This is a genomic window from Pedobacter sp. AC212, assembly GCF_979258625.1.
Genome location: NZ_OZ409870.1, coordinates 298,892 through 323,019 on the forward strand (window position 1 = coordinate 298,892; position 24,128 = coordinate 323,019).

Below are 24,128 nucleotides of genomic sequence, written 5' to 3' on the forward strand. Positions count from 1 at the left end.
TACGTTAATCTTCTCATTTCTCAAAAAAATCTTAAATATAAATTAAACAAATGAGGAAAAACAACCCAATGGATCTCTTTGCTTTTATTTTGCCCTTTTTTATTATTATTCCGTGCAAAAAGGGCAGCGAACCAATATTGACAAACCAGAAAGCACTTGAGGAATGGTATAAACAAAATATTCCTATTAAAAGCATTCCTTTTAATGATCTCCAGCCAATATGGAAAATAGTTATTATTAAAGAAGATATTAATAAGATAATTATTTACGAAGTTGATAAAAGAGGCTCATTAAAAAGTTAATCATTCAAGTCATTGAAACTATGAAAAAAATAAATATTTGTTTTCTAAGTCTCATTTTCCCTTTTATTTTAGTACAATGCTGGACTAGTGATGACGATAAGTTTCCTTTATTAATAATGCTATTTATTGTATCTTTTTTTGCTTATTTAATCATTTTTGTTATCGGCGTCCTGCAGAAAAAAAAAGATTTAATTCTAGGATTGATATTCTATGTGTTAGGCATGATTTTAACCATAACTGTGCGAAATTTTCAAACTAAACTAAATGAAAACAATGCTACTGTAGTGATACATGCCCTTGAAAATTTCAATAAAGATAATGGGCATTATCCAGATTCCTTACATACTTTGATCCCAAAGCATTTCAAATCTCTACCAAAAGTCTGGTTCGGAATAATTTATAAGAATTATATTTATTTCAACGATAAAAAAAATAATGGTTACGCTTTTTATATTCAGACTGGGACTAAACCATACAAACTTTGGACTAGTGGCATCAAGGAATGGCAATTTTTAGACTAAAACTTTATTAATGCAGCATAATAATAGGTTAATTATGTAAGCAACAATTGACTGTAACAGATTTTGAATAAACCAAATTCAAAAGTATAAGCTCTTTTAAACCTTCCTTTTCGGAAGGTTTTTTTGCCTGATTTTTTTTAAAAAAAATGAGCGTAATTTAAAGTAATATGGAATCTCATCCGTTTACAGGTTTATAACCCCCATAATTTTGCCCACAAACGAATCTCAAAATATTATTTCTACGGTTTCCGACTATGGGAAACGCTTATTCAGTTTCATCCGGGGGCGGGTGAATACTGATGAGGACGCGGAAGATATTTTGCAGGATGTTTGGTACCAGTTAAGCAATCAGCCTGAAGCTGGTGCCATAGAGCAAATTAGTGGCTGGCTTTATCGCGTTGCCCGAAACAAGATCACTGATAAATACCGAAAGCAGAAGGAAGATCATTTGGAGGATTTTACTTTCGAAGGGGACGATGGGGAAATCAACTTTAAGGAGATTTTATTGGCTGACGCCTATTCTCCTGAGCAGGAAGGCTTGAAAAAGCTTTTCTGGGATCAGCTATTTTTGGCACTCGAAGAATTACCGGAAAACCAGCGTTATGTTTTTGTTCAGAATGAATTGGAAGAACGTACTTTTCAAGAATTGGCTGATGAAAGTGGCGAAAACATTAAGACTTTAATATCAAGAAAGGGTTATGCAGTAAAACATTTGCGTAGCCGTTTGCAAAATTTATATCAAGAATTTATTAACTATTAATTGAATAGGAAATGAGAAATAGAAAGTTTAGTAAAGGCAAGAAATTCATTTTCTTTATCCCTGTTGTAGCGCTAATTGCAGCTGCTCTAGGCTTCGTTGTCATGTTTTTATGGAACTGGATTTTACCGGAAGTAGTCCACGCCGGTAAATTAAATTTCTGGCAAGCATTGGGGTTGCTGGTACTTTGCCGCTTGTTGTTTGGCAATTTCAACAAAGGTGGGGGCAACAACCGCTTTCGCGAAAAAGCCAGAGAAATGCGCTCGAAGTGGGATGGCATGAATGAGGAAGAAAGGGCCAAGTTTAAAGAAGAATACCGCCGCCGTTGTGGAGGATGGGGACATCGAAACAAAGAATAATATGAAGCCAGCTGAAAAGCTGGCTTTTTTTGTTTTAACCACTTGCCCGTCTTTGTCTCAAAGGGATTGCTATGCAGTGAGGAGCACTCCATTGTTCATTAACGACCGTCTTTGGTATTGTTTAGACAAGCCAGCACAAATCATGGCATAAAATAATTTTTCAAATTATTTAAAGTAAAAATAAATCACCGCCGTCTACCCTATTAAATAATAAAAAATGAAACAAATATTTAAAGCTATAGCATTCGGAATTTTACTTGGCGCAGCCGTATTTTTCGTGCCCTTCCTATTCAAGTTTATATTAGGATTAATGGTTATCGGTCTATTCTTAAAAATGATCTTCGGTCGCCGTCGTCGTTATTTCGCAAATCGATTCGAAGAGTTTAATTCAAATTACTCGCCAATTGTACCCATTGATAATCAATGGTACAAACCAAACATTCAGGGAAACGGCCCAACAAATCACATCAATATCAATTACTAAGCCATGAAAGCATTTAGAATATTATTAGCCATAGCTGTAGCAGGCGCAACCTTTTACAGCTTGAATGTGTTGGCCATTCAAAACGGATATCCGGATCGGTTAGATTTCAAGAACAAGAATTATCGGGAAAACGATTGCGAATCACACCGCAAAAACCACGATTTTAGCCACCACAACTGGAAAGCAGTTGATAGCGTGGTCACTCCAATTGATAGTTTAAATAAGTAAGCAGATGTCGCAGGTTTTAGTTTTAAGCAGTCCTTCGCAAAATGATGTCAATCCTATTCTTGGTTTTGCAAGCGAGTTGATTACCAAGGGAGAAAAAGTTACTTTTTTCGGTAATCAGGAATTTAAGTCGCCAATTGAAAATATTGGAGCAGATTTTAAAGCCTATAATGAGGAGTTAAATACATTCAGACCAAATTCGGAAGATGAAAAACCTAAATCGGGTTTGATAAGTGCATTGCTTGAGCCAATGAAATTTATTGATGACATCGTGGTGCAGATACGCGGACTAAAATTCGATTACGCCGTTTTTTCTTCATCCTATCCTTATGCCAACATCATTACACAATTACTGGGTATTTCGAGAACCCAGCAAATGATCTCGAACTAATCACAATTAATTTTAATAAAATGTACAACGAAAATAGATGCCACACTGGCAAAATGAATAACAACTGCGGAACAAGACACGCAAGATTTGGCAGACACCACCATGGAAGGTTTGCCCACCATGCACACGAAATGTTTGGGAACGGTTTCAGACGTGTACCGGCGAACATTGAAGAAACTGATGATAAGTTCACTATCCACGTTTTTGCTCCTGCCTTGGAAAAAGAATACCTGAAAGTATTAACCAAAGACGATGTTTTAACCATTTCTTACACCCCGAAAGAACAACCGGCAGAAAGCGAAAAAAAATTCAGCAGAAGAGAATTTAGCAATGGTGCTTTTGAAAGAGCATTTGCTTTAAATGGCAAAGCCATTGTCGATCAGATCACAGCGAAATATGCCGATGGCATTTTGACAATTATTCTGCCTAAAAATCCCGAAACGAATGTGCCTGCAAAAGATATCGCAGTAAACTAAGTTTCGTCTATTATAATTTCGAAAACCCTGATTGTTTTTACAATCGGGGTTTGTTTTTTTAAGGATTTTTCGCCTCCATAAATTTAACATGTTTGCTAGGATCAAACCTTTATCTTCTCAACAATTAAGTTGCTAAAATTTGTGGCAGCCATTTTGCTTTAAAAAGCCAAACACACACGATGAAAAGAATCAATATTTTAACTGCATCCCTAGCATTAATATTATTTTCAAATTTTAACGCCAAAGCACAGATCAAGTTAAGCGACATTTTTAAAAAAATTACCGAAAAACAAGCAAATACAACAAGCGCAACGGGCACGCCAAGTACGTTCGAAATTGGACAGGGCATTAAAGAAGCTTTGCAAATTGGGGTTTCTGCGGGTGCCGATAGATTATCTGTGAAGGATGGTTTCTTAGGAAATTTAGCGGTAAAAATTCTAATGCCTCCCGAAGCACAAAAGGTAGAGAAAACCTTGCGTGGAATTGGCCTGAACAAACTTTGTGATAACGTAATCACCAGCTTAAATCGTGCTGCTGAAGATGCTGCTACTGAAGCAAAACCAATTTTTATATCTGCTATAAAACAAATGACATTGGCAGATGCCACTAATATTTTATTAGGAAACAACGACGCGGCGACCACTTATTTCAAACGTGTGACCACAGCGCAATTGATGCAAAAATTTAGTCCGATAGTAACCACGAGCTTAAACAAGGTTAATGCTACTAAATACTATTCTGATTTAACCTCGCAATATAACCGACTTCCTTTAGTAAAACCGGTAAATACAAACCTCACAGAATACGTTACGCAAAAAGCGATTGACGGTTTATTCATTGAAGTTGCAAAAGAAGAACTTAAAATAAGAGGTAATTTAAGCTCACGTAGCACAACTTTACTACAAAAGGTATTTGGATACGCTGATAAAAAGAAGATTTAAGTCTAAATAAAATCATAAAAGGCAGCAGGCCTGGGTTTTGAAAAAACTCGGGCCTGCTTTATTTAAAACAATTCGTAAAATTGTACATGATAACATTCAAATCGCGTTTTGCAGCCGTTACTATCTTTTGTCTAGCTATTTTTGCGTCATGCAACTCAAATAAAAATGAAGAGTCAAAATCAACAGCAATGTTGGATAGCATTTCTTTAAGCGGTAAAAATTTTGCTTTGGCTTACCAGGATGGAGAAAAAATTGTTGCCACAAGTATTGATACGATGAAACAAATCTCCTTTGGGGGCGCTGTGGACCCAGCTATTTCGCCAGATGGAAACAAGTTAGCTTACACGGCGAATGACACAACAGGCAACCGTACGATTTGGGTGGCCGATTTAGAAAACAAAAGTCAGCTGCAGTTGCATGTGAATAGTAGCAATTATTACCAAGCCATGTGGTCGCCGAGTGGCAATGCAATTGCTTTTAACATTTTTAATGGCAAAAACCTTTGGAAAGTTGGGGTAATCAAAGCAGATAATACGGGTTATGTAATGTTGGATAGCGCTTCGACGATAAACGTTTATTCTCCAACATGGAAAAATGAAAAGGAGTTGGTAGCACATGATTTAAAAAACCTTTATACGTTTAATGTTGCTGGAAAATTAGTCGAATCCAGGGTGATTGCGGATTTGATTGGAAAGGATTTTATAATCGCCAGCAGCAATCACTTCTTTTATTCTGAAGATGGCACAAAACTCATTTTCAACGCAGGAAACTCAGACGCTCTTGATGGCCTAACGGGACCAAGCGAAGCGGCTTACATCCTGGATACTGCCAGCAAAAAAATTGAGCGACTTTCGCCAAAAGGACTTAATGTTCCCTATATTTTCGTAACTGCAGATGACCGGATTTTTTATAGCGGTAGCGAAAAGCCCTATACCCAAAGCAAAATTTACGTTTCGGATTTGAAAGGAAACATCAAAACTATAGTAGATAAGGGTTCGAATCCGACAGGAGCTTTGAAATAGATTTTCTTAATTTAAGCGTATAGCAGACCGCGGCTAGATGCAGCTTATAAAACATTTTGAACGTGACTGGTATTCTTCCTCCCTGCCAAGCTGACACCAAATATTCTCAATTTGTTTATATTTTGACAGGACGAGTGAAAATTTGTCCCTCAAAGCCACTTGGCATAAAAAGTGTTAATTGTATGCTTAGTTAAAAAACTCAAATCAAAATAAAAAATAATAAAAAGTTATGGCGTTAAACCTTAAACCAATTGCTGGCAGTTCGAACAGAGTAATTGTAGAACCAGCTGCCGCAGAAGAGAAAACTGCATCGGGTTTGTATATCCCTGATACCGCTAAAGAAAAACCATCTAAAGGAACTGTAGTATCTGTTTCTGAAGAAGATGCTGAAGGTAAAAAAGCAACCGTAAAAGTTGGAGATGTTGTTATTTATGGTAAATACGGCGGTACTGAACTTCCTTACGAAGGTAAAGACTATCTGATTATGCGTGAAACTGATATCTACGCTGTAGTAGGGTAATTTAAGTTAAAAGTAGAAAGTTAAAAGTCATAAGTAAATGCGATTTAATAGATCGTAAATCGTAATTCTAAAATCTTAAATCAAAATGTCAAAACAAGTAAAATATAACGTAGAAGCTCGTGATGCCCTGAAAAGAGGCGTTGATATTCTAGCGAATGCAGTAAAAGTGACGTTAGGCCCGAAAGGACGTAACGTAATTATCGATAAAAAATTCGGTTCTCCAGCGATCACTAAAGATGGTGTTACAGTTGCTAAAGAAATCGAATTGAAAGATGCGGTTGAAAACATGGGCGCTCAAATGGTTAAAGAAGTAGCCTCTAAAACAGCTGATATTGCTGGTGATGGAACAACTACTGCTACTGTTTTAGCTCAGGCAATTATTACTACTGGTATTAAAAACGTTGCTGCTGGTGCAAATCCAATGGATTTGAAACGTGGTATTGATAAAGCTGTTGCTGCTGTTGTAGCTAACTTAAGAGAGCAATCTCAAACTGTTGGTGAAGACAATAACAAAATTAAACAAGTTGCATCTATCTCAGCTAATAATGATGAGGTGATCGGCGCTCTAATTGCTGAGGCAATGGGCAAAGTTGGTAAAGATGGTGTAATTACTGTTGAAGAAGCAAAAGGTACTGAAACTGAAGTTAAAACAGTGGAAGGTATGCAGTTTGATAGAGGTTATTTATCTCCATACTTTGTTACCAATGCAGATAAAATGGAAGCTGAATTAGATAATCCTTACATTTTAATCTACGACAAAAAAATCAGCAACATGAAAGAATTGTTGCCTGTTTTAGAAAAAACTGTTCAAACTGGTAAACCGTTGGTGATCATTTCTGAGGATTTAGATGGTGAAGCTTTAGCTACTTTGGTAGTAAACAAAATCCGTGGTTCGTTAAAAGTTGTAGCAGTTAAAGCTCCAGGTTTTGGCGATAGAAGAAAAGCAATGTTAGAAGACATCGCAATTTTAACTGGCGGTATTGTTGTTTCAGAAGAAAGAGGTTACAAATTAGAAAATGCTGATTTAACTTACTTAGGTTCTGCTGAAAAAGTGGTAGTGGATAAAGACAACACTACTGTGATTAACGGTGCTGGTAACTCTGAAGATATTAAATCTCGCGTAAGCCAGATTAAAGCTCAAATTGAGACCACTACATCAGATTACGATAAAGAAAAATTACAAGAGCGTTTAGCTAAACTAGCTGGCGGTGTTGCTGTTCTTTACGTTGGTGCTGCAAGTGAAGTAGAAATGAAGGAGAAAAAAGACCGTGTTGATGATGCTTTACATGCAACCCGTGCGGCTGTAGAAGAAGGTATTGTTGCAGGTGGTGGTGTTGCTTTCATTCGTGCAGTTGCTTCTTTGGCAGATTTAAAAGGTGCTAACGAAGATGAAAACACTGGAATCCAGATCATCCGTCGTGCTATCGAGGAGCCATTACGTCAGATTTGCGAAAATGCAGGTATAGAAGGTTCTATTGTTGTACAAAAAGTTAAAGAAGGTACAGGCGATTTTGGTTACAATGCCCGTACTGATGTTTATGAAAACTTAATTGGTGCTGGTGTTATCGATCCAACTAAAGTTTCTCGTGTAGCATTAGAAAATGCAGCATCAATCGCAGCAATGCTATTAACAACCGAAGTTGTATTGGCAGACGAACCTGAAGAAGGTGGTGCTCCAATGCCTCCTATGGGTGGTGGTGGCATGGGTGGCATGATGTAATCATAAACCCATATCACGAAAAGTTTTCGTGTAAAAATATGCCCTCAAGGTTTTCATACCTTGAGGGTTTTTTTATGCCCTCATGATATCAAAAAAGGCATTTTTACTTCCATAAATCACTCTTCCGAAGCTGTTTGGTGTAAATATTTGTGAGTGTAACTTAGAATTTACCTTATTTGTACTTGAATATTTATGAAAGCGTAGCATTACTTATTACACAAATGTAAGTAAGACAATCAGGCCAGACACTGATTACCGCAACTAAATCATTCCCCCGTGTTAGAGATTTCTTAATGTAGACCTGTTTGAAAAGGAAATGGCTTTTGTATGCCCTTATTTTAGGGTTATTATTTATTACTAAAATAACATTTGCTCAAATCACTATTGGGCCAGTAAATCCAGGACCATATACGCCTGGAAGTACTATTGCTGCAACATTTAAATTGCCCGCAGATTGCTTTGGGCAAAACAATGTTTTTCAGCTTTACCTATCTGATGAAAATGGAAATTTCGGAACCGAAAAATTAATTGGCAGCTATACTGCTTTTTACAGCACCTATGTAAATGGTATAATCCCCACAACAGGAATCCTTCCGGGAACAAATTATAAATTGAGGGTTAAGTCTACCAATCCTGCTATTACTAGTGCCGAATCAACAGTTTTCGAAATAAAAGCCGGAGCAGCCACTGAAGCGAAGTTAATCTCAAACTATCTCAACCCAAACAATACCGAAACGTTTGGCACCTGCACCAGCCGACCTAATAATCCATTTATTATTTCAAATGAATCTACTGCCGCTTCTGTAGTTACAGCAACTATTACCAATGAGCTAACCGGCAATGTATCGCCATTAAATTTCACCACAAAGCTGCAACAGTTTACTGCCGACCAGGCGCACTACACCATATTAACTAAGGCGGTAAATCCAGATGGAACCGTGGCCACCAAAGCATATTTCCTAATCAATAACAAAACGGTTACGGCCTTTGGTAATTCTGGCAATAACATCGTTTGTTTGCCTTTGGGCGCTTTAGAGTTTAGCGTAGATTACACCTCGCCTGGTGGAATTCAAAACAATTTTCCGGGCGACAAATACACCATCACCTGGGGTGATAACTCGACATCTGTTTACACTTTCTGCGATATTGCCGCATTGCAGGGTAAGGTAAAACATAATTATCTCCGCTCATCTTGTGGAAGCACTTCTGTATCAAGCGCTGGTACTATTTTCAATGCTTTTGATGTAACCATAAAAGTCTCGAACGTATTTTGTGGCGATTTGGGAACACCAGTTTCTTCATCGGCAAAGGTTGTAGCTCAGCCTGTAAATAATTTCACTTTCACCAATCCTGGCTGTACCAACACCAATATCACTTTTATCAATACCTCAACCGCGGGAGAAAATCCGAATACCAACTCCTCCGGCTGTACAGAAAATGTAGTCACTTATAACTGGTATGTTGATGGAGTTCCGGTGGAGGCAAACAAACCTCGTTCGTATGATCTTGTATATAAATTCTTAACACATGGTGAACACAAGATCAGACTGGAGTCGAACAGTTCGGGTGCTTGCCAGGCTGAGGTTGTAGAAAAAATTATCTGTATTCAGGATCCTCCGAAACCAGATTTTATTCTAGCTAATAAAACAATATGTGCAGGTGGATCGATAAAAGTTACTGATAAATCGGTCATCGATCAGATCTGTAATGCAGCCAATTCTTACTCCTGGGTAATATCGCCAGCGGCAAACTTTATTAGTGGCACAAATGCACAAAGTAAAGAGCCAGAATTTTTGTTCAATACTGCCGGCGTTTATACCATTACCCTAAACATTACAACACCATCTTGTGGTTTGGTTTCATCTACACCGCAAACCGTTGTGGTTAATAAATCGCCAATTGTTACTTTATCTCCAAACATTACCCTTTGTAACCTCGCCACTTACGATTTTAACCCGACAACCGTTGGGCCCACAAAAACCTTGATTGATGGAACACTGATCGATGAAGCTGATACGTATACCTGGACGGTAACCGCTACCGGTGCCGGAACATATAGTTTTGCAAACGGAACTACGGCAAATACCAAGTATCCATCTATTAAATTTGATAATTACGATGAATATACCATTAGCGTAACTCAGAAAAATAATTGTGGTACCATCACCAAAACTCAAAAAATTACTTTTTCTACTGCTCCGGTAATCAATGCAGGTACCGATCAAAGTATTTGTTACAACGAACCTTCTTTTCCCTTGGCAGGAACGATCACCGGATCCACAACTTCTCAATCCTGGATTGGTGGAAATGGTTTTTTCACGCCAAACAGAAATGCTTTGAACGCAGTATATACGCCAACGGCTGCCGAAAAAAATAGCGGCAGCGTGACCTTGCGCCTGAGAGTAACAACCGCTTTGGCCGCTCCATGTAATCAAATTGATGATGATGTAGTGCTCACGATTAAACCGAATATTGATATCACAAGTGCAGCAACCAAAGTAATTTGTACAGGCAAAAATGTGGATTATACCCCGACTTCGGCTGCTGCTGGAACCGTTTTTAACTGGACGGCAACTGGTAGCGCAAATGCAACAGGCTTTGCAGCAAGCGGAAGTGGAAAGATAGATGATGTTTTAACCAATACCGATTTGACCACTGATGCGATTGTTACCTATGTAATTACTCCAACTTTGGACGGCTGTTTTGGTACTCCCTTTACATTTAAAGTAACGGTAAATCCAAGTCCTTTGGTAACCGCAACCGCTTCAAACCTTAATATCTGCAATAAAACCAGTGCAGCTATAAGTTTATCATCGGTAATGACCAACGTAAAATACATTTACAACAGCGTGATTAGTGGAGAAATTACAGGGAATACCAATCAAAGTGTTGCATCATCGAGCACCGCAATTAATGATATTTTAACTAATTCAGGCTCAACGCCTGCAACAGTAACTTATACCATAACCCCAGTTTCGGCAGGTAATTGTGCCGGTGCACCAACCACAATTACCATTACCGTTAACCCGAGTGCAACATTGCCAAATGCCGGTGCAGATGCAGCCCTTTGTAATGTAAACACCTATACGCTTCAAGCTAATGAAGCTTTGGTTGGTTCAGGTAAATGGACAATTGTATCTGCCCCTACTACAGTTTCTTTTGCTGATGACACCAAACACAACACCGAACTCTCTGGCTTGCAGGCTGGCAATACTTATGCTTTAAAGTGGACAATAAGTGATAGTGCTTGTTCGACAACAAGTGATGAGGTGCAAATTACTGTAAGCCCGGAAAGTATTGGCGGGACCACTTCTGGCAGCAATACTTTGTGTGCGGGTACTAATGGAGGAGATATTACGCTATCTGGGCAGGTTGGCAGCATCATCAGATGGGAACGCTCTATTGATAATGGCCAAAACTGGTCGGTGATAAATTCCACTGCAAATCCGTTGGTTTATTCTAATTTGGGCATAACAACACGATACCGGGCGATTGTTAAAAGTGGAAGTTGTGCCGAAGCCATTTCATCGGTTTCTACCATTACCGTTAATCCTTTAACAGTTACCGCCAATGCAGGTATCGATCAAAATTTATGTAGTGGAAATGGAGTAACTTTAAATGGAAATAATCCAGCCCCGAATAATGGCTTGTGGACACTCAGTTCCAATCAAACAGGAGTAACAATAGCTGATCCTACTTTATTTAACACAAATGTAACTGGCTTAATTCCCGGAGAAGTTTACAAGTTTAAATGGACAATTACCGGATTTACTGGCTGTCCGCCATCCTCATCGGAGGTAACAATAACTTACTTCTCCCCTATTTCGAATAACATTAATAGCGCCGCGACATCAATTTGTTCTGGTCAGCAGGTTACTATTCTAGGCAATGTTCCAACAGGTGGTTCAGGAAGTTTCAATTATCAATGGCAAAGCAGTACTGATGGAAGCACCTGGGTAAATATTCCTTCGTCAATTGATAAGGATTTGACGGTTAGTCCGGCCGCTTCATTATTTTACAGAAGATTGGTTAACAGTACCATCTGCACTTCGGTAAGTAATGTAGTAGAAATAAATGTATTGCCAGATCTGGCAAACAACACCATTTCTGCAGATCAACAACTGTGTATAGGTTCAGCAGCAGCTCCATTAACTGGATCTACGCCAACGGGCGGAGATGGTAATTTTAGTTATCAGTGGCAGTCAAGTTTAAATGGAACAGTTTGGAGCGATGTAATTGGGGCAAATACGTCAAATTTTACACCACCATCGCCAACGGTAACCATTTACTACCGCCGTAAAGTGACCAGCGGTTCGTGCTCGATTAACATGAGTAACTCAATAAAACTCACTGTAAATCTTCCTGCGAAAGCAGAAATTACTTTTAATGAAGACAAAGGTTGCGCTCCGTTTAAACTTACAAGTACAAATGTGTCAGCTGTTTTGTATCCCGATCGAAATGCTACTTACACCTGGTTTGCAAACGGAGTAGAAATTGGCACAGGCGCAACTTTTCCTGATTATACCATCCTCAATCAAAATGAAAGCGTAATTATTAAACTTGCGGTAACCAGTAGTAATGGTTGTAATAACGATGAGATTACACATACGTTTACCACCCGGCAAGATGTTACTGCAGCGTTTACACAGAATACAACAAGCGGCTGTGGGCCGTTGAACGTCACGTTTACCAATACCTCTACGTCACTAACTGCAGCTACTTTCAAATGGGATTTCGGGAATGGAACAACTTCAGATTTGCCACAACCCGCAGCGGTAACCTATCAGGCTGACCCAACAGGAAAAGACCTTACTTACATTATTACACTCACTGCTACTACACCTTGCGGCACAACCACCAAAACTGCTGAAGTTTTAGTAAAAGCCAAACCAGTTTCTATATTTTCACCAGATAAAACAGCCGGCTGCTCGCCATTCAAAGTAACTTTTAGCAATACATCACCCGGCAATTCTACCAGTTATACTTATGATTTTGGTGATGGAGAAACGGTTACTACTACCGACAAAGCCAGTGTTTCTCACACTTACAACACTCTTGTAGTTAAAGATTACGTAGTAAAAATGCTTGCTACAAATGAATGTGGTTCAACTGAATCTCAATACACTATCCGGGTTTCGCCAAATTCTATTGTTCCGGAATTGGTTGTCAACAGCAACCAACTTAGGGGTTGTGCACCATTTAAGGTAGATTTTTACAACAATACAAAAGGGGCAAGTACATTTGTTTACGACTTTGCCGATGGAAGCACAGCCATTACCCATTCTGCTCCAGAGGTAGTTTCGCATACTTTTACCAAACCAGGCAAATACAAGATAACACTTTACGCTTCCAATGGATGTTCCGATGCCTCAACCACAGAGGAGATTGAAGTTTTAGAACAACCTACAGTAAGTTTCACGGCAGACAAAACTACTGGATGCGATGGTGTAGTGGTAAAGTTTAAAAACAATAGTCAGGATGCCATTGGTTATGTTTGGGATTTTGGCGATGGCACTACTTCAACCAATGTTGAACCAACACATACTTTTACCGGTTCGGGCAAAAGCTTTACCATAACCCTTACCGCAACAAATATTTTGGGATGTAACAATACAGTCAGCATTCCGGGATATATCACAACAGCAAATCCACCTGTGGCCGCATTTACTGTTAGCCCTGGCAATGAATTATCCATTCCAAACTACACTTTCGGCTTTAAAGATGTTAGCAACGACGCGGTTAGTTGGGAATGGCTTTTTGGAGATGGATCAAGATCAACACTACAAAATCCAACTCACACTTATGCAAATGAAGGGGTGTATCCCGTTACGCTAAAAGTTTTAAATAAAGAAGGTTGTCCGGCTACGATCACTCAATCGGTTAGAATTATCGGCGTACCAGGAAACTTAAATTTACCCAATTCATTTATGCCTGCAAGCGCCAAAAACGAAATTAAAACTTTCAGGGCAAAGGGCCAGGGGATTCAAGACTGGAAAATGAGCGTGTTTAATAAATGGGGGCAACTGATCTGGGAAACCACAAAATTGGATGATGGTGCGCCAGCAGAAGGATGGGACGGTACCTTTAAAGGGCAAGACCAACCACAGGGCGTTTATTATTGGAAAATAGAGGTGAAATTTATAAATGGAAGTGACTGGAAAGGGATGACTTATGATTCAGCACCGCCACGGAAAACAGGCGTAATATATTTAATAAGATGATGGAGAGAAAGATACTATTATTGATGCTTGCTTTGTTGTTGCCGATCTTGATGATGGCTCAAGATCATATTTATTCACAGTTTTATAATTCGCCAATTTACCTCAACCCTGCACTCACTGGGCAGTTTGAAGGCGATATTCGGTTTAATGCGTTGTACAGAAATCAATGGTCGGGATTGGCCAGCGATTATTCTTACATGAGCGCTTCGGGCGATTTAAACCTGGAAAGGATAAATAGTGGTGTGGGCATAATTTTTAACAGAAGTACAGAAGGAACTGCCTATTTGGTTAAAAACAATATCGCAGCCAGTTATTCATATATCATAAATGGCGATGATTTTGCACTTTCTTTTGGCTTGCAAGCCGGAATAACCAACCAAAAATTAAATTGGGACAAATTGGTTTTTGGCGATCAGATTGGTATTGGAACGGGCTACATACCGGGTAGTATTTCTGGTGCTGAAAGGCCAAGTATTGATAGCCGCTTTTATCTTGATGCCAACGCAGGAACTAATCTGGTTTACGGTAAATTTATGCTTGGTGTAGCAGCTCACCACATCAATCGCCCCGATGAATCTCTATCTGGCTTTCAGGCTAAATTGCCCATGCGCATTTCAGGAAATATGAGTTATAAACTCACGCTAATTCCCGATCAATACGATCGTGATGGAAGTTATCTTATTCCTTCCATCGTGGTTTACAAGCAGCAAAATATCACTTCGTATAGCGCAGGGATGCAATACAAATATGCTGGCATAAATGCTGGAATTTGGTACCGTGGTGGAAGCAATGCCGGAGGAAACGATGCGATTGTATTATCAGTAATCTTTGACATTTTTAATCGAAGAACCAATGGTGAAAAATTTAGGGTTGGTATTAGTCACGATGCTACTTCTTCGAAAATTAATTATTCCAACACCAGTGGAACATCAGAAATTGGTTTAGGTTACGAAAAGTATTTTCAAAATAGTTCAAATGGTGGGCGGGCGAATGGCTTAAGATGTTACGATTTTTATTAATTTGGCTTTGTTAATTCAAAGCGATGAACGAGATTTTAGATAATAGCCATTTCATTACGCAAAGTGAGGTTAATAAATTTTTATTGGCCACTTTGTTATGTGGCTTAATTGGTGCAGAACGCGAATACAGAAGTAAATCTGCAGGTTTAAAAACCATGATGATGATCGGCTTAGGTGCCACGCTATTCACCATATTATCCGTTAAAATCGGACCAACAAGTCAGGACAGAATTGCCTCTAATATTGTTACCGGTATTGGTTTTCTAGGTGCTGGCGTAATTTTTAAGGAAGAAAACAGAGTTAAAGGATTAACTACCGCTTGTATTATCTGGATCGTAGCCGCCATTGGGATGGCTATTGGTGGCGGGTATTATGAACAGGCCATCGGCGTAACAGGTGTTGTACTGTTGGCTTTAATTATTTTTCCCTTTTTAGAAGAAATTGGCGACCGCAGGTTTACGAAAAGAATTTATCGCATCGTTAAAAAGCAACATACCCAAGGTGATTTGGAGAGTTATGAGGAAGTTTTTAGAGAAAACAAACTCAAGCCACAACGTGGAAAACATCAGTTAGCAAATAATATCATCACCGGGAACTGGACAGCCACTGGCACGCCAAAAAACCACCGGAAATTTGTAGAGCAAATGTTAAAGGATAAAGATATTATTGAGTTCGATTTTTAGGGTTTATTCCAACGCTTTAACTGAGTTGAATAGGCTTACGCTTTCCTGTTGTAACGCTACTTTTCTTTCCTCGACAACCATCGTATCAGACCATGCATCATGCCAAGGCGTTGATGGAGTTCCTAGTGCACTTAACGCATCAAATGGAATTACCCTTATCAGGTTTCTGGTAAATGCTTTTTCAAAAGTAATATCTGTTCCATCCAAATTTACTGCCCTTGTCTTTGTGATGTACTTACCAATTGATTTACCATTTAACATGGCTTCAGTAAATGCCATCATTACACCATAAAATACCATACCAACTATGCGGCTAATAATTCCGTTATCCAAATGGTCGATAATTTTAGGATCGATGAATGCGATAATTATCCCGAGAATAATCAATAGTAAATAAATCACAATGGTATCAATAAGATAATTGGCCAACCTTAAGCCAGATGAAGCTCGACAATAGCGGTAATCTACCTGGTCATACGGATTTTGAGGAGTAAAGTTCATTGGAGGGCATTAATTTTATATTACAAGATAAGTAATTTTGACTCTGCATCAAAAAATTAGCATCAAAAGTTCTAAAAACAAATCATAGCTTTGTATAACTAACTATCTTCATGATTAAGGAACAGATTTCAGTTTTCGATATTTTTAAAATAGGCATTGGCCCATCGAGTTCGCATACACTTGGCCCGTGGAGAGCTGCCCAACAGTTTACGGCATCGCTAACACAACACGGTTTACTTGCTGATGTAGAAATGGTAAAAATATTGCTTTATGGCTCTCTTGCCAAAACTGGCAAAGGTCATGGAACTGATGTTGCCATTTTGCTAGGCTTAACAGGTGCAGATCCAGTAACTTTTGATGTCGATGCCGTTACGCCAACCTTTGAAACTATCCAGAAAGAAAAAAAACTTAATCTTGCTGGCCAAGCCATAATTGATTTTGATTACAACAATGATCTATTGTTTCTCATTGCAGAAAGCCTCCCCTTTCACCCCAACGCGGTTACCTTCCAGGCTTTTTTAAAAAATGGCAAAGCTTTTTCCGAGACCTACTATTCCATTGGTGGGGGGTTTGTAGTAAAAGAGGGTGAAGACAATAGTAAAAAACCACAAGTCGATTTACCCTTTCCTGTAGAAAAAGCGAAAGAACTTTTACACTGGTGTTTATCAACCGGACTAAAAGTAAGTGAAATTGTAATGGAAAATGAACTGGCCTGGCGACCAGAAGCGGCTACCAAAGCGGGCATTCTTCAGCATTTTGCGGTAATGAGAGATTGTATTTATCGTGGCTGCCACACTACGGGTTTTTTACCTGGCGGATTGGATGTTGCCCGAAGAGCATTCCCATTGAACAAACGATTAATTGGCAAAGCCGAATATACCGACTATAACTCCTGGCTAGAAGCCATTAAAAAGGGAGGTAACGGTTTCAATTATATATTAGATTGGGTAAGTTGCTTTGCTTTGGCGGTAAACGAGGAGAACGCATCATTCGGACGAGTAGTAACTGCACCAACAAATGGTGCAGCTGGCGTTATTCCGGCAGTTTTACAATATTTCATCACCTTTTGCGACGGTTACTCGGAAGAGAAAATTATGCAATTCATTGCCTGCGCATCTGAAATAGGAAGCATTTTCAAGAAAGGCGCTACCATTTCCGCAGCGATGGGTGGTTGTCAGGCAGAAATTGGGGTTTCATCGGCAATGGCAGCAGCAGCACTTACAGAATGTTTAGGTGGTTCGCAAAGGCAGGTTTTGATGGCCGCAGAAATTGCGATGGAACATCATTTGGGCTTAACCTGCGACCCAATCGGTGGATTGGTTCAAATTCCTTGCATTGAAAGAAACACAATGGGTGCAATTAAGGCCATTACAGCAAGTCAGCTGGCCCTACAAAGTAATCCTGATAAGGCAAAAGTAAGTTTAGATGCCGTTGTAAATACCATGTGGGAAACTGCTCTTGATATGAACGCCAAATACAAAGAAACATCAGATGGTGGCCTGGCTACCAATATTCCAATTAGTTTGCCCGAGTGTTAAAACCTCACCTTGTCAAAGTTAGAGGTTTGGGTTATTTTTGTGCTTTCTCTCTCCTTTAAGAAAGGGATATAAAGTACCGCAAAATAAACTTGTGATTTAAGTCTTGGGGTTAAAACCTCTGCATCCACTTATATTTTCTTACATACCTTATATGGCAAAAAAAACCTTACTTGTTTGCAATTACCTAAACCAAGCCTGAATAGTGAAGCGCCAGCCACCAAATACCCGTGGTAATAAACGACAGCAATATCCCTATACCCACCACCAAATTAGAAACTTTGGGATTCAGATTATATTGATCTGCCACCACGCCGGCGGTTAGTAAGGTTGGCATGGCCATTTCGAAGATCGTTATTTTTGCTATCATCCCGCTCATTCCCAATAGCAAAGCAATAACTAAAACAACAAGCGGCGCCAATATTAACTTATATAGCAACGCGAAGCTGATGTGTTTTATTTCGCTAAACCAACCACCAAATTTCAGCTGAAGGCCAATGGAAAATAACGCTAGCGGACCAACAGTTCCGGCTAGTTTATTGAATAGAATATCCAATGATGATAAATCTAAATAATGGGGTAAAATTAATGCCAGAATACAACCGATCAATGGCGGAAACGTGAGCACATTCTTGAGCACAAGTTTTGCACTTAGTTTTTGTTGCTGAGAAGAACGAATGGCAACAATAATCCCAATGGTGGATAATAAAGTAAAAGTAATCTGATCGCAAATAATAGCAATTGCCAATTCCTTTTCGCTGAAGTAGGCAATAATTAACGGAAAGCCAATAAATGAAGTATTACTTAACGAACTCACCAGTTTTAAGCCACCAGAAGTTGCCCGGCTTGCATGGGTAATTTTTGCGTAAAAGGTGATAAACACCCATCCAATAAGCCAGACACAAATTGGTGCCAGTGCAGGAAATAGCAAATCTTTTGTCCACACGATGTGCGGAAGGTACTTGAAAGAAACTGCCGGCAATGCAATATAGATAATCCATGCATTAATGCCTTTATGTGCATCTTTAGGGAGTGATTTACTTTTTCTAAAAAGAATACCTGCAATAATACACAAGCCGATTAGAATGAAATTTGCCATGATTAGCGCAAATATAAGATAAAAGAAAACGCCAAAAAGTTTTGTCTAAATGGCGTTCTTGATATTTATGTTGCAGGATTACTGGGCTTCGGCTTTTTCTTATGCCAAACCTTTTTCTTCCCATTATTTCTTGGGTGTTGTGGGCGCTTTTCTTCCACATGCGTAATATCCATTGTTGAAATGTGTTCCGGTAAAGGCATACGTGGAACTTCTTTTTCAATTAGTTTTTCGATATTATCAAATTTGCGCTTATCTCTACCGTTCACTAAAGTTATTGCAGTACCTTTTGTAGCTGCACGAGCAGTTCTTCCAATTCGGTGAACGTAATCGGCCGGATCGCCCGGAACATCGTAATTGATTACCAAATCAATTCCTTCTACATCGATACCACGAGATAAAACATCGGTACCAATTAAAATTGGAAGCCTTCTGTTTTTGAAAGCAAGCAAAATATCCTCCCGCTCCGTTTGAGTTAAATCAGAGTGAAAAGCGGCTGCCTTAATGCCCAAACCTTTAAATGCTTTGTATAAAGCCTTAACCTTCTCTTTGGTTGAAGCGAAAATAATGCTGCTTTTGTAAGTGCCGTCTTTAAAAAGATCGGTTAACAAAGCCTGCTTCTGTTGATCGTGAATGTTATAAGCTTGCTGATCGATGCCTTCTGCTGGTTTAGCAATAGAAATGGTAATTTGTTGAGGATCATTTAAGATGCTGCCTGCCATTTTTCTAATTTTCGGCGCCATGGTGGCTGAAAAAAGAAGTGTTTGTCTTTTCTTCGGCAAGTAACTTACAATGCGCATAATATCATCATAAAAGCCCATATCAAGCATTCTATCTGCCTCATCTAAAATTAAATGCTGCAAATGTTCCAATTTCAACAAACCTGATGACAAGTGTGCCATTAACCTGCCCGGTGTGGCAATAATAATATCTACTCCTTCACGCATGGAGCGTTTTTGCTGTTCATAGGCAATGCCATCGCCACCACCGTAAACCGCCAGCGAACTGATGTTGGTAAAGTAAGCCAAAGCTTCTACCTGCAAATCTATTTGTTGAGCAAGCTCTCTTGTTGGCGCTAAAATGAGGGTATTATTGTGCCTGTCTTTAGCACGGGCAATTTTATCCATTACCGGTAAAAGATAACTAGCCGTTTTTCCGGTACCCGTTTGCGCACATGCAATCAGATCATGATCGGCTAAAATTACCGGAATTGCTTGTTGTTGTATTGGAGTAGCGCTTTTATACCCCATAGCCATTAGGCCTTCGTGTAAATCGGGGTTAAAGTTAAAGTCGTTAAAATTCAATCTGTTGTGTTTATGTATTTTAGCAAAAGTACCTCAAATTAAAACGAATAGCAAACGCCAATGCCGCTTGAACTTTTAAAAAATAAGTCGTCTGTTTTTTTATACTTTAATTAATTTGAAAATGAACGTTTCTGAAGCTCTTGGCTACAGCAGTCCCGCCCTTTGCTGTAGCCCTCGCCAAAAAGCTCGGGGCTGTCGCTTCGGTCTGGTTTAATTACACTAGTTACTACATTAAGGGTGAAACGCTAATGTTACACCATGGTCAGAAAACTTTAAAAAAAGCACCAAATTCTCATTAATAGCCCCGGTTGAAGCGGTTACCCTGCAGCGAAGGAAGCCTGCCTACTGCAAGCAGGCGTAAAAGCGGAAAACGGGAACAAACTTTAATATTAGTTCTGTCTTTGCGCTTCAAAAAAAGATGATGAACTATAAACTGAAAAGCATTTTACCTTATTGGCGCCCTTACTGAAAAATATTTTTTATACTTGAAAGATATTTAAATAGCTACCCATTTTTTGAAGTTTATAAAAAACATAGCTGGTATTAACCAGAAAGATGATGCAGATTTAATTGCTGAGTATAAAAGTACTGGCGATTTAGATGCGTTGGGTACGCTATACAATAAATATATGCACCTGGTTTTCGGGGTTTGCCTCAACTATTTTAAAGATGAAGAGCTAAGCAAAGATGCCGTGATGCAGATTTTCGAAGAGCTGGTTAAGAAGCTTAAAATTCATGAAGTACAGAATTTTAAAAGCTGGCTTCACGTACTCACCCGAAACCATTGTTTAATGGCATTGAGGAAATCTTCGAAGCAAAATAATGTATCTATTGATGATACTTTTGTGGAAAACAGCGAATTTGTGCATCTGGATATTGACGACACAAAAGAAACGCAGCTTACCATAATGGAAAAGTGCATGGAAACCTTGCCCGAAGAACAGCGGAAAAGCGTAGATTTATTTTACTTACAGGAAAAATGTTATAAGGAGGTTTCTGATCTAACAGGCTACGACATGTTGAAGGTGAAAAGCTACATCCAAAATGGTAAGCGGAATTTAAAGATTTGTATAGAAAAAAATAGTAGTGAATAACGATTGGTTAGATATTGATGTTTTGGAAAATTACCTTGATGGTAAACTTGATGCTAAAGCGATGCACTTTGTAGAGCGCCAGGCATTGGAAGATCCATTCGTAGCTGAAGCTTTGGAAGGCTTGAAACAATCGCCAAAACGCAAGCAAACGCTATCTATTTTACAGAAACAACTTTACGACCGGATTTCGGAGAAGCCGGCTAAACGTAAAATGTGGGGCATAACCACACATCGTTTAAGTATAGCAGCAACAGCAACTGTAGCTTTTATTGCTGTGAGCATTTTATTTTTTATGCGTGAAACCAGCCGTAAAAATGCTGAAATTGCTGCCAGGAAAGAAAACGGCATTATTGTTAATTTAGATACTACAACATCACTTGCCACTACAAAACCAGCCAAAAGCGATACCATTAATACCAATACAACATCAGCCTTAATTGATAAAGCAACCGTAGATGCTAAGACAGGCGATTTAGCAAAAAACACTAAAAGAACGCCAGATCTTGCTAAGGATGAGCCAGCTTTAATAGCCGAGCAGAAAAAAGCGGTAATGGCTTCAGCTAGAGAAAAAACAGAGGTTGCACCTGCACTGAGCAAAGCCAAACAGGCTTATGCTGCTAGCGAAGTGGCCATTGCAGCGGCACCAAATGTGGGTGCCAATCATGTTGTTTTTAGTGGCAACGTAATCAACCAAAGTAATGGCAAACCCGTTGAAGGTGCTGTGGTTAAGCTTGCAGGATCGAAGAACGTAACAGCTACAGATGCTAAAGGTTATTTTGCACTACCGGCAGACAGTGTTCCAAAAGACAAAGATTTGATCATTAATGCTGTTGGTTTCAGAGAACGTCCAATTACCAATGTAAACGACCCTAATGCAATTAGAAATGCGATGACGGGCGATAAATCAATTAATGAAATTGCTATCATAATGGGCTCAAATGGTCGTAAAAAGGAGAATATTCCTGCGCCAAAAATTATGTTGAAAGCAGAGCAAAATCTCGACGGCAAGACATTAACAGAAATCACGAAACCTGTTCCTGTATCGATAATTAATTATAGCCAATATTTAGAAACCAATAACAAACTATACAACGCAAAAGGTCCTGAACAATTTGTTATTGTAAGTTTTAAGGTTAAGAAAAACGGTCGCCCGACAAATGTTAAAGTTATTAAGTCGTTAAACCCTAAAGCCGATACCGAGGCAAAGCGCCTCATTCAAACCGGACCAGACTGGGTTTTACCTAAGAACGGTAACGACATGGTAGAAATGAGTGTAAGGTTTTAATGCGGGTATTGAGTCTATTCATTCCAATAAAATATAGAAAATCACAAATCATCTTACAAGCCCTATAATCTATATGGTTCATAGCAAATTGCAATATTCAACCATATAGACATAGAGAAAATATAGAAAACCGTAAATACTATATGTTCTATATCCCTATATGGTTCAGCAACTCCCAATTATCAATCATATAGACTTAGAAAAAATATAGAAAGCTGTAAATACTATATGTTTTATATACCTATATGGTTCATAACGAATCGCAATTATTTTAACAATATAGAAATAGTGAAAATATAGAAAGCTATAAATACTATATGCTCTATATCTCTATATGGTTCATAGCGATTCCCGATTATTCAACCACATAGACATAGAGAAAATATAGAAATCCATAAATACTATATGTTCTATATCCCTATATGGTTCATAGCAACTCCCGAGTATTCAATCAGATAGACATAGAAAAAAAATAGAAAGACATAAATACTATATGTTCTATATCCCTATATGGTTCACAGCTAATTCACAAGTAGATACTTATATAAAAGCCTCCCCTATCGTCTTAGATCACAAACTCTCTACAAAAGCCTATCAAACAAAAAAGACCAAAGCAAATGCTTTAGTCTCTTCAAAATATCTTTTTAATACTATTTGAAATAATAAATCGCTCCGTAAATAAGAGCGGCTAAGGTTGCTGAAACCGGAATAGTTAACACCCAAGCCCAAATCAGGTTAATGGTTACACCCCAACGCACTGCAGAAACGCTTTTTACAACACCTACACCTACAATTGAACCTGTAATAGTATGCGTTGTAGAAACCGGGATACCAAAGTGCTCAGTAATACCCAAGGTAATGGCACCTGCACCCTCAGCGGCAACACCTTCCAATGCTGTAACTTTGGTGATTTTCGATCCCATTGTTTTAACAATTTTCCAACCACCACTCATAGTTCCCAATGAAATTGCCGAATAACAAGCAATTGGAACCCAAGCTGGCATAGAATCAAAATCAGGAATCACTTTAGCAGCGATTAATGCAGTAGCAATAATACCCATTACCTTTTGCGCATCGTTACCACCATGAAAGAAACTTAAAGCAGCGGATGATAATAACTGCAAACGTTTAAACCACTTTTCTGCTGTTGAAGGCTTAGCGTAGCGACAAATATTAATGATAATTAAGGTTAATACTACTGAAATGACCAAACCAATTATTGGAGCAAGTACAATGAAGGATACAATTTTAATTACATAACCCATGTTCACTGCATCCATCGGACTAGCGCCGATAAGCAAAGCATGCGTCATACCAGCACCAGCAAAACCACCGATTAAAGTATGCGATGAACTCGAAGGGATACCGTACCACCAGGTTAGCAAATTCCAAATAATGGCAGCTACTAAACCGGCCAAAATTACCTCTAATGTAATATAATTTTCAATTACCGTTTTAGCAACCGTATTGGCAACCTTATGATCGGTAAAATAAAAGTAAGCTGCGAAATTAAAAAGTGCAGCCCATAAAACCGCCTGAAAAGGCGTAAGAACTTTTGTAGAAACAACTGTTGCAATCGAATTAGCGGCATCGTGAAAACCGTTAATGTAATCGAAAGCAATAGCCAGAATTACAACAACAACCAATAAGGTAGTTACCATGTTTGTTTATT

Annotated in this window: 22 protein-coding genes; 18 read left to right on the plus strand and 4 right to left on the minus strand. The window is 38.8% G+C overall.

Annotated elements, in window-relative coordinates:
• Window positions 1-50 precede the first annotated feature (50 nt).
• From ACZZZC_RS01265 to ACZZZC_RS01335, 15 genes are all read left to right on the plus strand, one after another.
• On the plus strand, window positions 51-302 hold the full coding sequence (locus ACZZZC_RS01265) for a hypothetical protein (protein ID WP_463486422.1): 252 nt from the start codon (window positions 51-53) through the stop codon (window positions 300-302).
• Between the two features lie 20 nt (window positions 303-322).
• Window positions 323-823, plus strand: a complete 501-nt coding sequence (locus tag ACZZZC_RS01270; protein ID WP_463486423.1) for a hypothetical protein — start codon at window positions 323-325, stop codon at window positions 821-823.
• Window positions 824-1,031: 208 nt separating this feature from the next.
• The gene (locus ACZZZC_RS01275; RefSeq protein ID WP_463486424.1) at window positions 1,032-1,583 is read left to right on the plus strand and encodes an RNA polymerase sigma factor; all 552 of its coding nucleotides are present in this window, start codon (window positions 1,032-1,034) and stop codon (window positions 1,581-1,583) included.
• 11 nt (window positions 1,584-1,594) lie between these two features.
• Window positions 1,595-1,939, plus strand: a complete 345-nt coding sequence (locus ACZZZC_RS01280; RefSeq protein ID WP_463484476.1) for a hypothetical protein — start codon at window positions 1,595-1,597, stop codon at window positions 1,937-1,939.
• 217 nt (window positions 1,940-2,156) lie between these two features.
• The gene (locus tag ACZZZC_RS01285) at window positions 2,157-2,423 is read left to right on the plus strand and encodes a hypothetical protein (RefSeq protein WP_463486425.1); all 267 of its coding nucleotides are present in this window, start codon (window positions 2,157-2,159) and stop codon (window positions 2,421-2,423) included.
• A 3-nt stretch (window positions 2,424-2,426) separates the two neighbouring features.
• Window positions 2,427-2,651: a hypothetical protein gene (locus ACZZZC_RS01290; RefSeq protein WP_463484478.1), complete on the plus strand. Its 225-nt coding sequence runs from the start codon at window positions 2,427-2,429 to the stop codon at window positions 2,649-2,651.
• 4 nt (window positions 2,652-2,655) lie between these two features.
• A complete protein-coding gene (locus tag ACZZZC_RS01295) occupies window positions 2,656-3,039 on the plus strand; it encodes a hypothetical protein (protein WP_463484479.1) in 384 nt (127 codons plus the stop codon).
• A gap of 20 nt (window positions 3,040-3,059) precedes the next feature.
• Entirely contained in the window at window positions 3,060-3,515 is a 456-nt protein-coding gene (locus tag ACZZZC_RS01300) for an Hsp20/alpha crystallin family protein (RefSeq protein ID WP_463486426.1), read from the plus strand.
• A 179-nt stretch (window positions 3,516-3,694) separates the two neighbouring features.
• Complete coding sequence (locus ACZZZC_RS01305; RefSeq protein ID WP_463486427.1) at window positions 3,695-4,456, plus strand: DUF4197 domain-containing protein; 762 nt, start codon at window positions 3,695-3,697, stop codon at window positions 4,454-4,456.
• A 188-nt stretch (window positions 4,457-4,644) separates the two neighbouring features.
• Window positions 4,645-5,478, plus strand: coding sequence for a TolB family protein (locus tag ACZZZC_RS01310; protein ID WP_463486428.1), 834 nt, complete (start codon window positions 4,645-4,647; stop codon window positions 5,476-5,478).
• Between the two features lie 229 nt (window positions 5,479-5,707).
• The gene (locus ACZZZC_RS01315; protein ID WP_056850692.1) at window positions 5,708-5,998 is read left to right on the plus strand and encodes a co-chaperone GroES; all 291 of its coding nucleotides are present in this window, start codon (window positions 5,708-5,710) and stop codon (window positions 5,996-5,998) included.
• Between the two features lie 85 nt (window positions 5,999-6,083).
• Window positions 6,084-7,718 (plus strand): chaperonin GroEL, encoded by a 1,635-nt coding sequence (gene groL / locus ACZZZC_RS01320; RefSeq protein ID WP_463484483.1) that lies wholly within the window; start codon window positions 6,084-6,086, stop codon window positions 7,716-7,718.
• Between the two features lie 305 nt (window positions 7,719-8,023).
• On the plus strand, window positions 8,024-13,939 hold the full coding sequence (locus tag ACZZZC_RS01325) for a PKD domain-containing protein (protein WP_463484484.1): 5,916 nt from the start codon (window positions 8,024-8,026) through the stop codon (window positions 13,937-13,939).
• Window positions 13,936-14,958 (plus strand): PorP/SprF family type IX secretion system membrane protein, encoded by a 1,023-nt coding sequence (locus tag ACZZZC_RS01330; protein WP_463484485.1) that lies wholly within the window; start codon window positions 13,936-13,938, stop codon window positions 14,956-14,958. Before ACZZZC_RS01325 ends, ACZZZC_RS01330 begins: the two co-directional genes overlap by 4 nt.
• Window positions 14,959-14,981: 23 nt before the next feature.
• Entirely contained in the window at window positions 14,982-15,641 is a 660-nt protein-coding gene (locus ACZZZC_RS01335; RefSeq protein ID WP_463484486.1) for an MgtC/SapB family protein, read from the plus strand.
• A gap of 3 nt (window positions 15,642-15,644) precedes the next feature.
• Here the strand turns inward: ACZZZC_RS01335 and ACZZZC_RS01340 are convergent, their stop codons facing one another.
• A complete protein-coding gene (locus ACZZZC_RS01340) occupies window positions 15,645-16,142 on the minus strand; it encodes an RDD family protein (protein WP_463484487.1) in 498 nt (165 codons plus the stop codon).
• 110 nt (window positions 16,143-16,252) lie between these two features.
• Between ACZZZC_RS01340 and ACZZZC_RS01345 the strand changes: the two genes are divergently transcribed.
• Window positions 16,253-17,680: an L-serine ammonia-lyase gene (locus tag ACZZZC_RS01345; RefSeq protein WP_463484488.1), complete on the plus strand. Its 1,428-nt coding sequence runs from the start codon at window positions 16,253-16,255 to the stop codon at window positions 17,678-17,680.
• A 184-nt stretch (window positions 17,681-17,864) separates the two neighbouring features.
• Here the strand turns inward: ACZZZC_RS01345 and ACZZZC_RS01350 are convergent, their stop codons facing one another.
• Window positions 17,865-18,776, minus strand: a complete 912-nt coding sequence (locus ACZZZC_RS01350) for an AEC family transporter (protein WP_463484489.1) — start codon at window positions 18,774-18,776, stop codon at window positions 17,865-17,867.
• 65 nt (window positions 18,777-18,841) lie between these two features.
• On the minus strand, window positions 18,842-20,077 hold the full coding sequence (locus ACZZZC_RS01355) for a DEAD/DEAH box helicase (RefSeq protein ID WP_463484490.1): 1,236 nt from the start codon (window positions 20,075-20,077) through the stop codon (window positions 18,842-18,844).
• A 515-nt stretch (window positions 20,078-20,592) separates the two neighbouring features.
• Between ACZZZC_RS01355 and ACZZZC_RS01360 the strand changes: the two genes are divergently transcribed.
• On the plus strand, window positions 20,593-21,171 hold the full coding sequence (locus ACZZZC_RS01360) for an RNA polymerase sigma factor (RefSeq protein WP_463484491.1): 579 nt from the start codon (window positions 20,593-20,595) through the stop codon (window positions 21,169-21,171).
• The gene (locus ACZZZC_RS01365) at window positions 21,164-22,456 is read left to right on the plus strand and encodes a carboxypeptidase-like regulatory domain-containing protein (RefSeq protein ID WP_463486429.1); all 1,293 of its coding nucleotides are present in this window, start codon (window positions 21,164-21,166) and stop codon (window positions 22,454-22,456) included. Before ACZZZC_RS01360 ends, ACZZZC_RS01365 begins: the two co-directional genes overlap by 8 nt.
• A 650-nt stretch (window positions 22,457-23,106) precedes the next feature.
• Here the strand turns inward: ACZZZC_RS01365 and ACZZZC_RS01370 are convergent.
• Entirely contained in the window at window positions 23,107-24,117 is a 1,011-nt protein-coding gene (locus tag ACZZZC_RS01370) for an inorganic phosphate transporter (protein ID WP_056850681.1), read from the minus strand.
• Window positions 24,118-24,128: the final 11 nt, after the last annotated feature.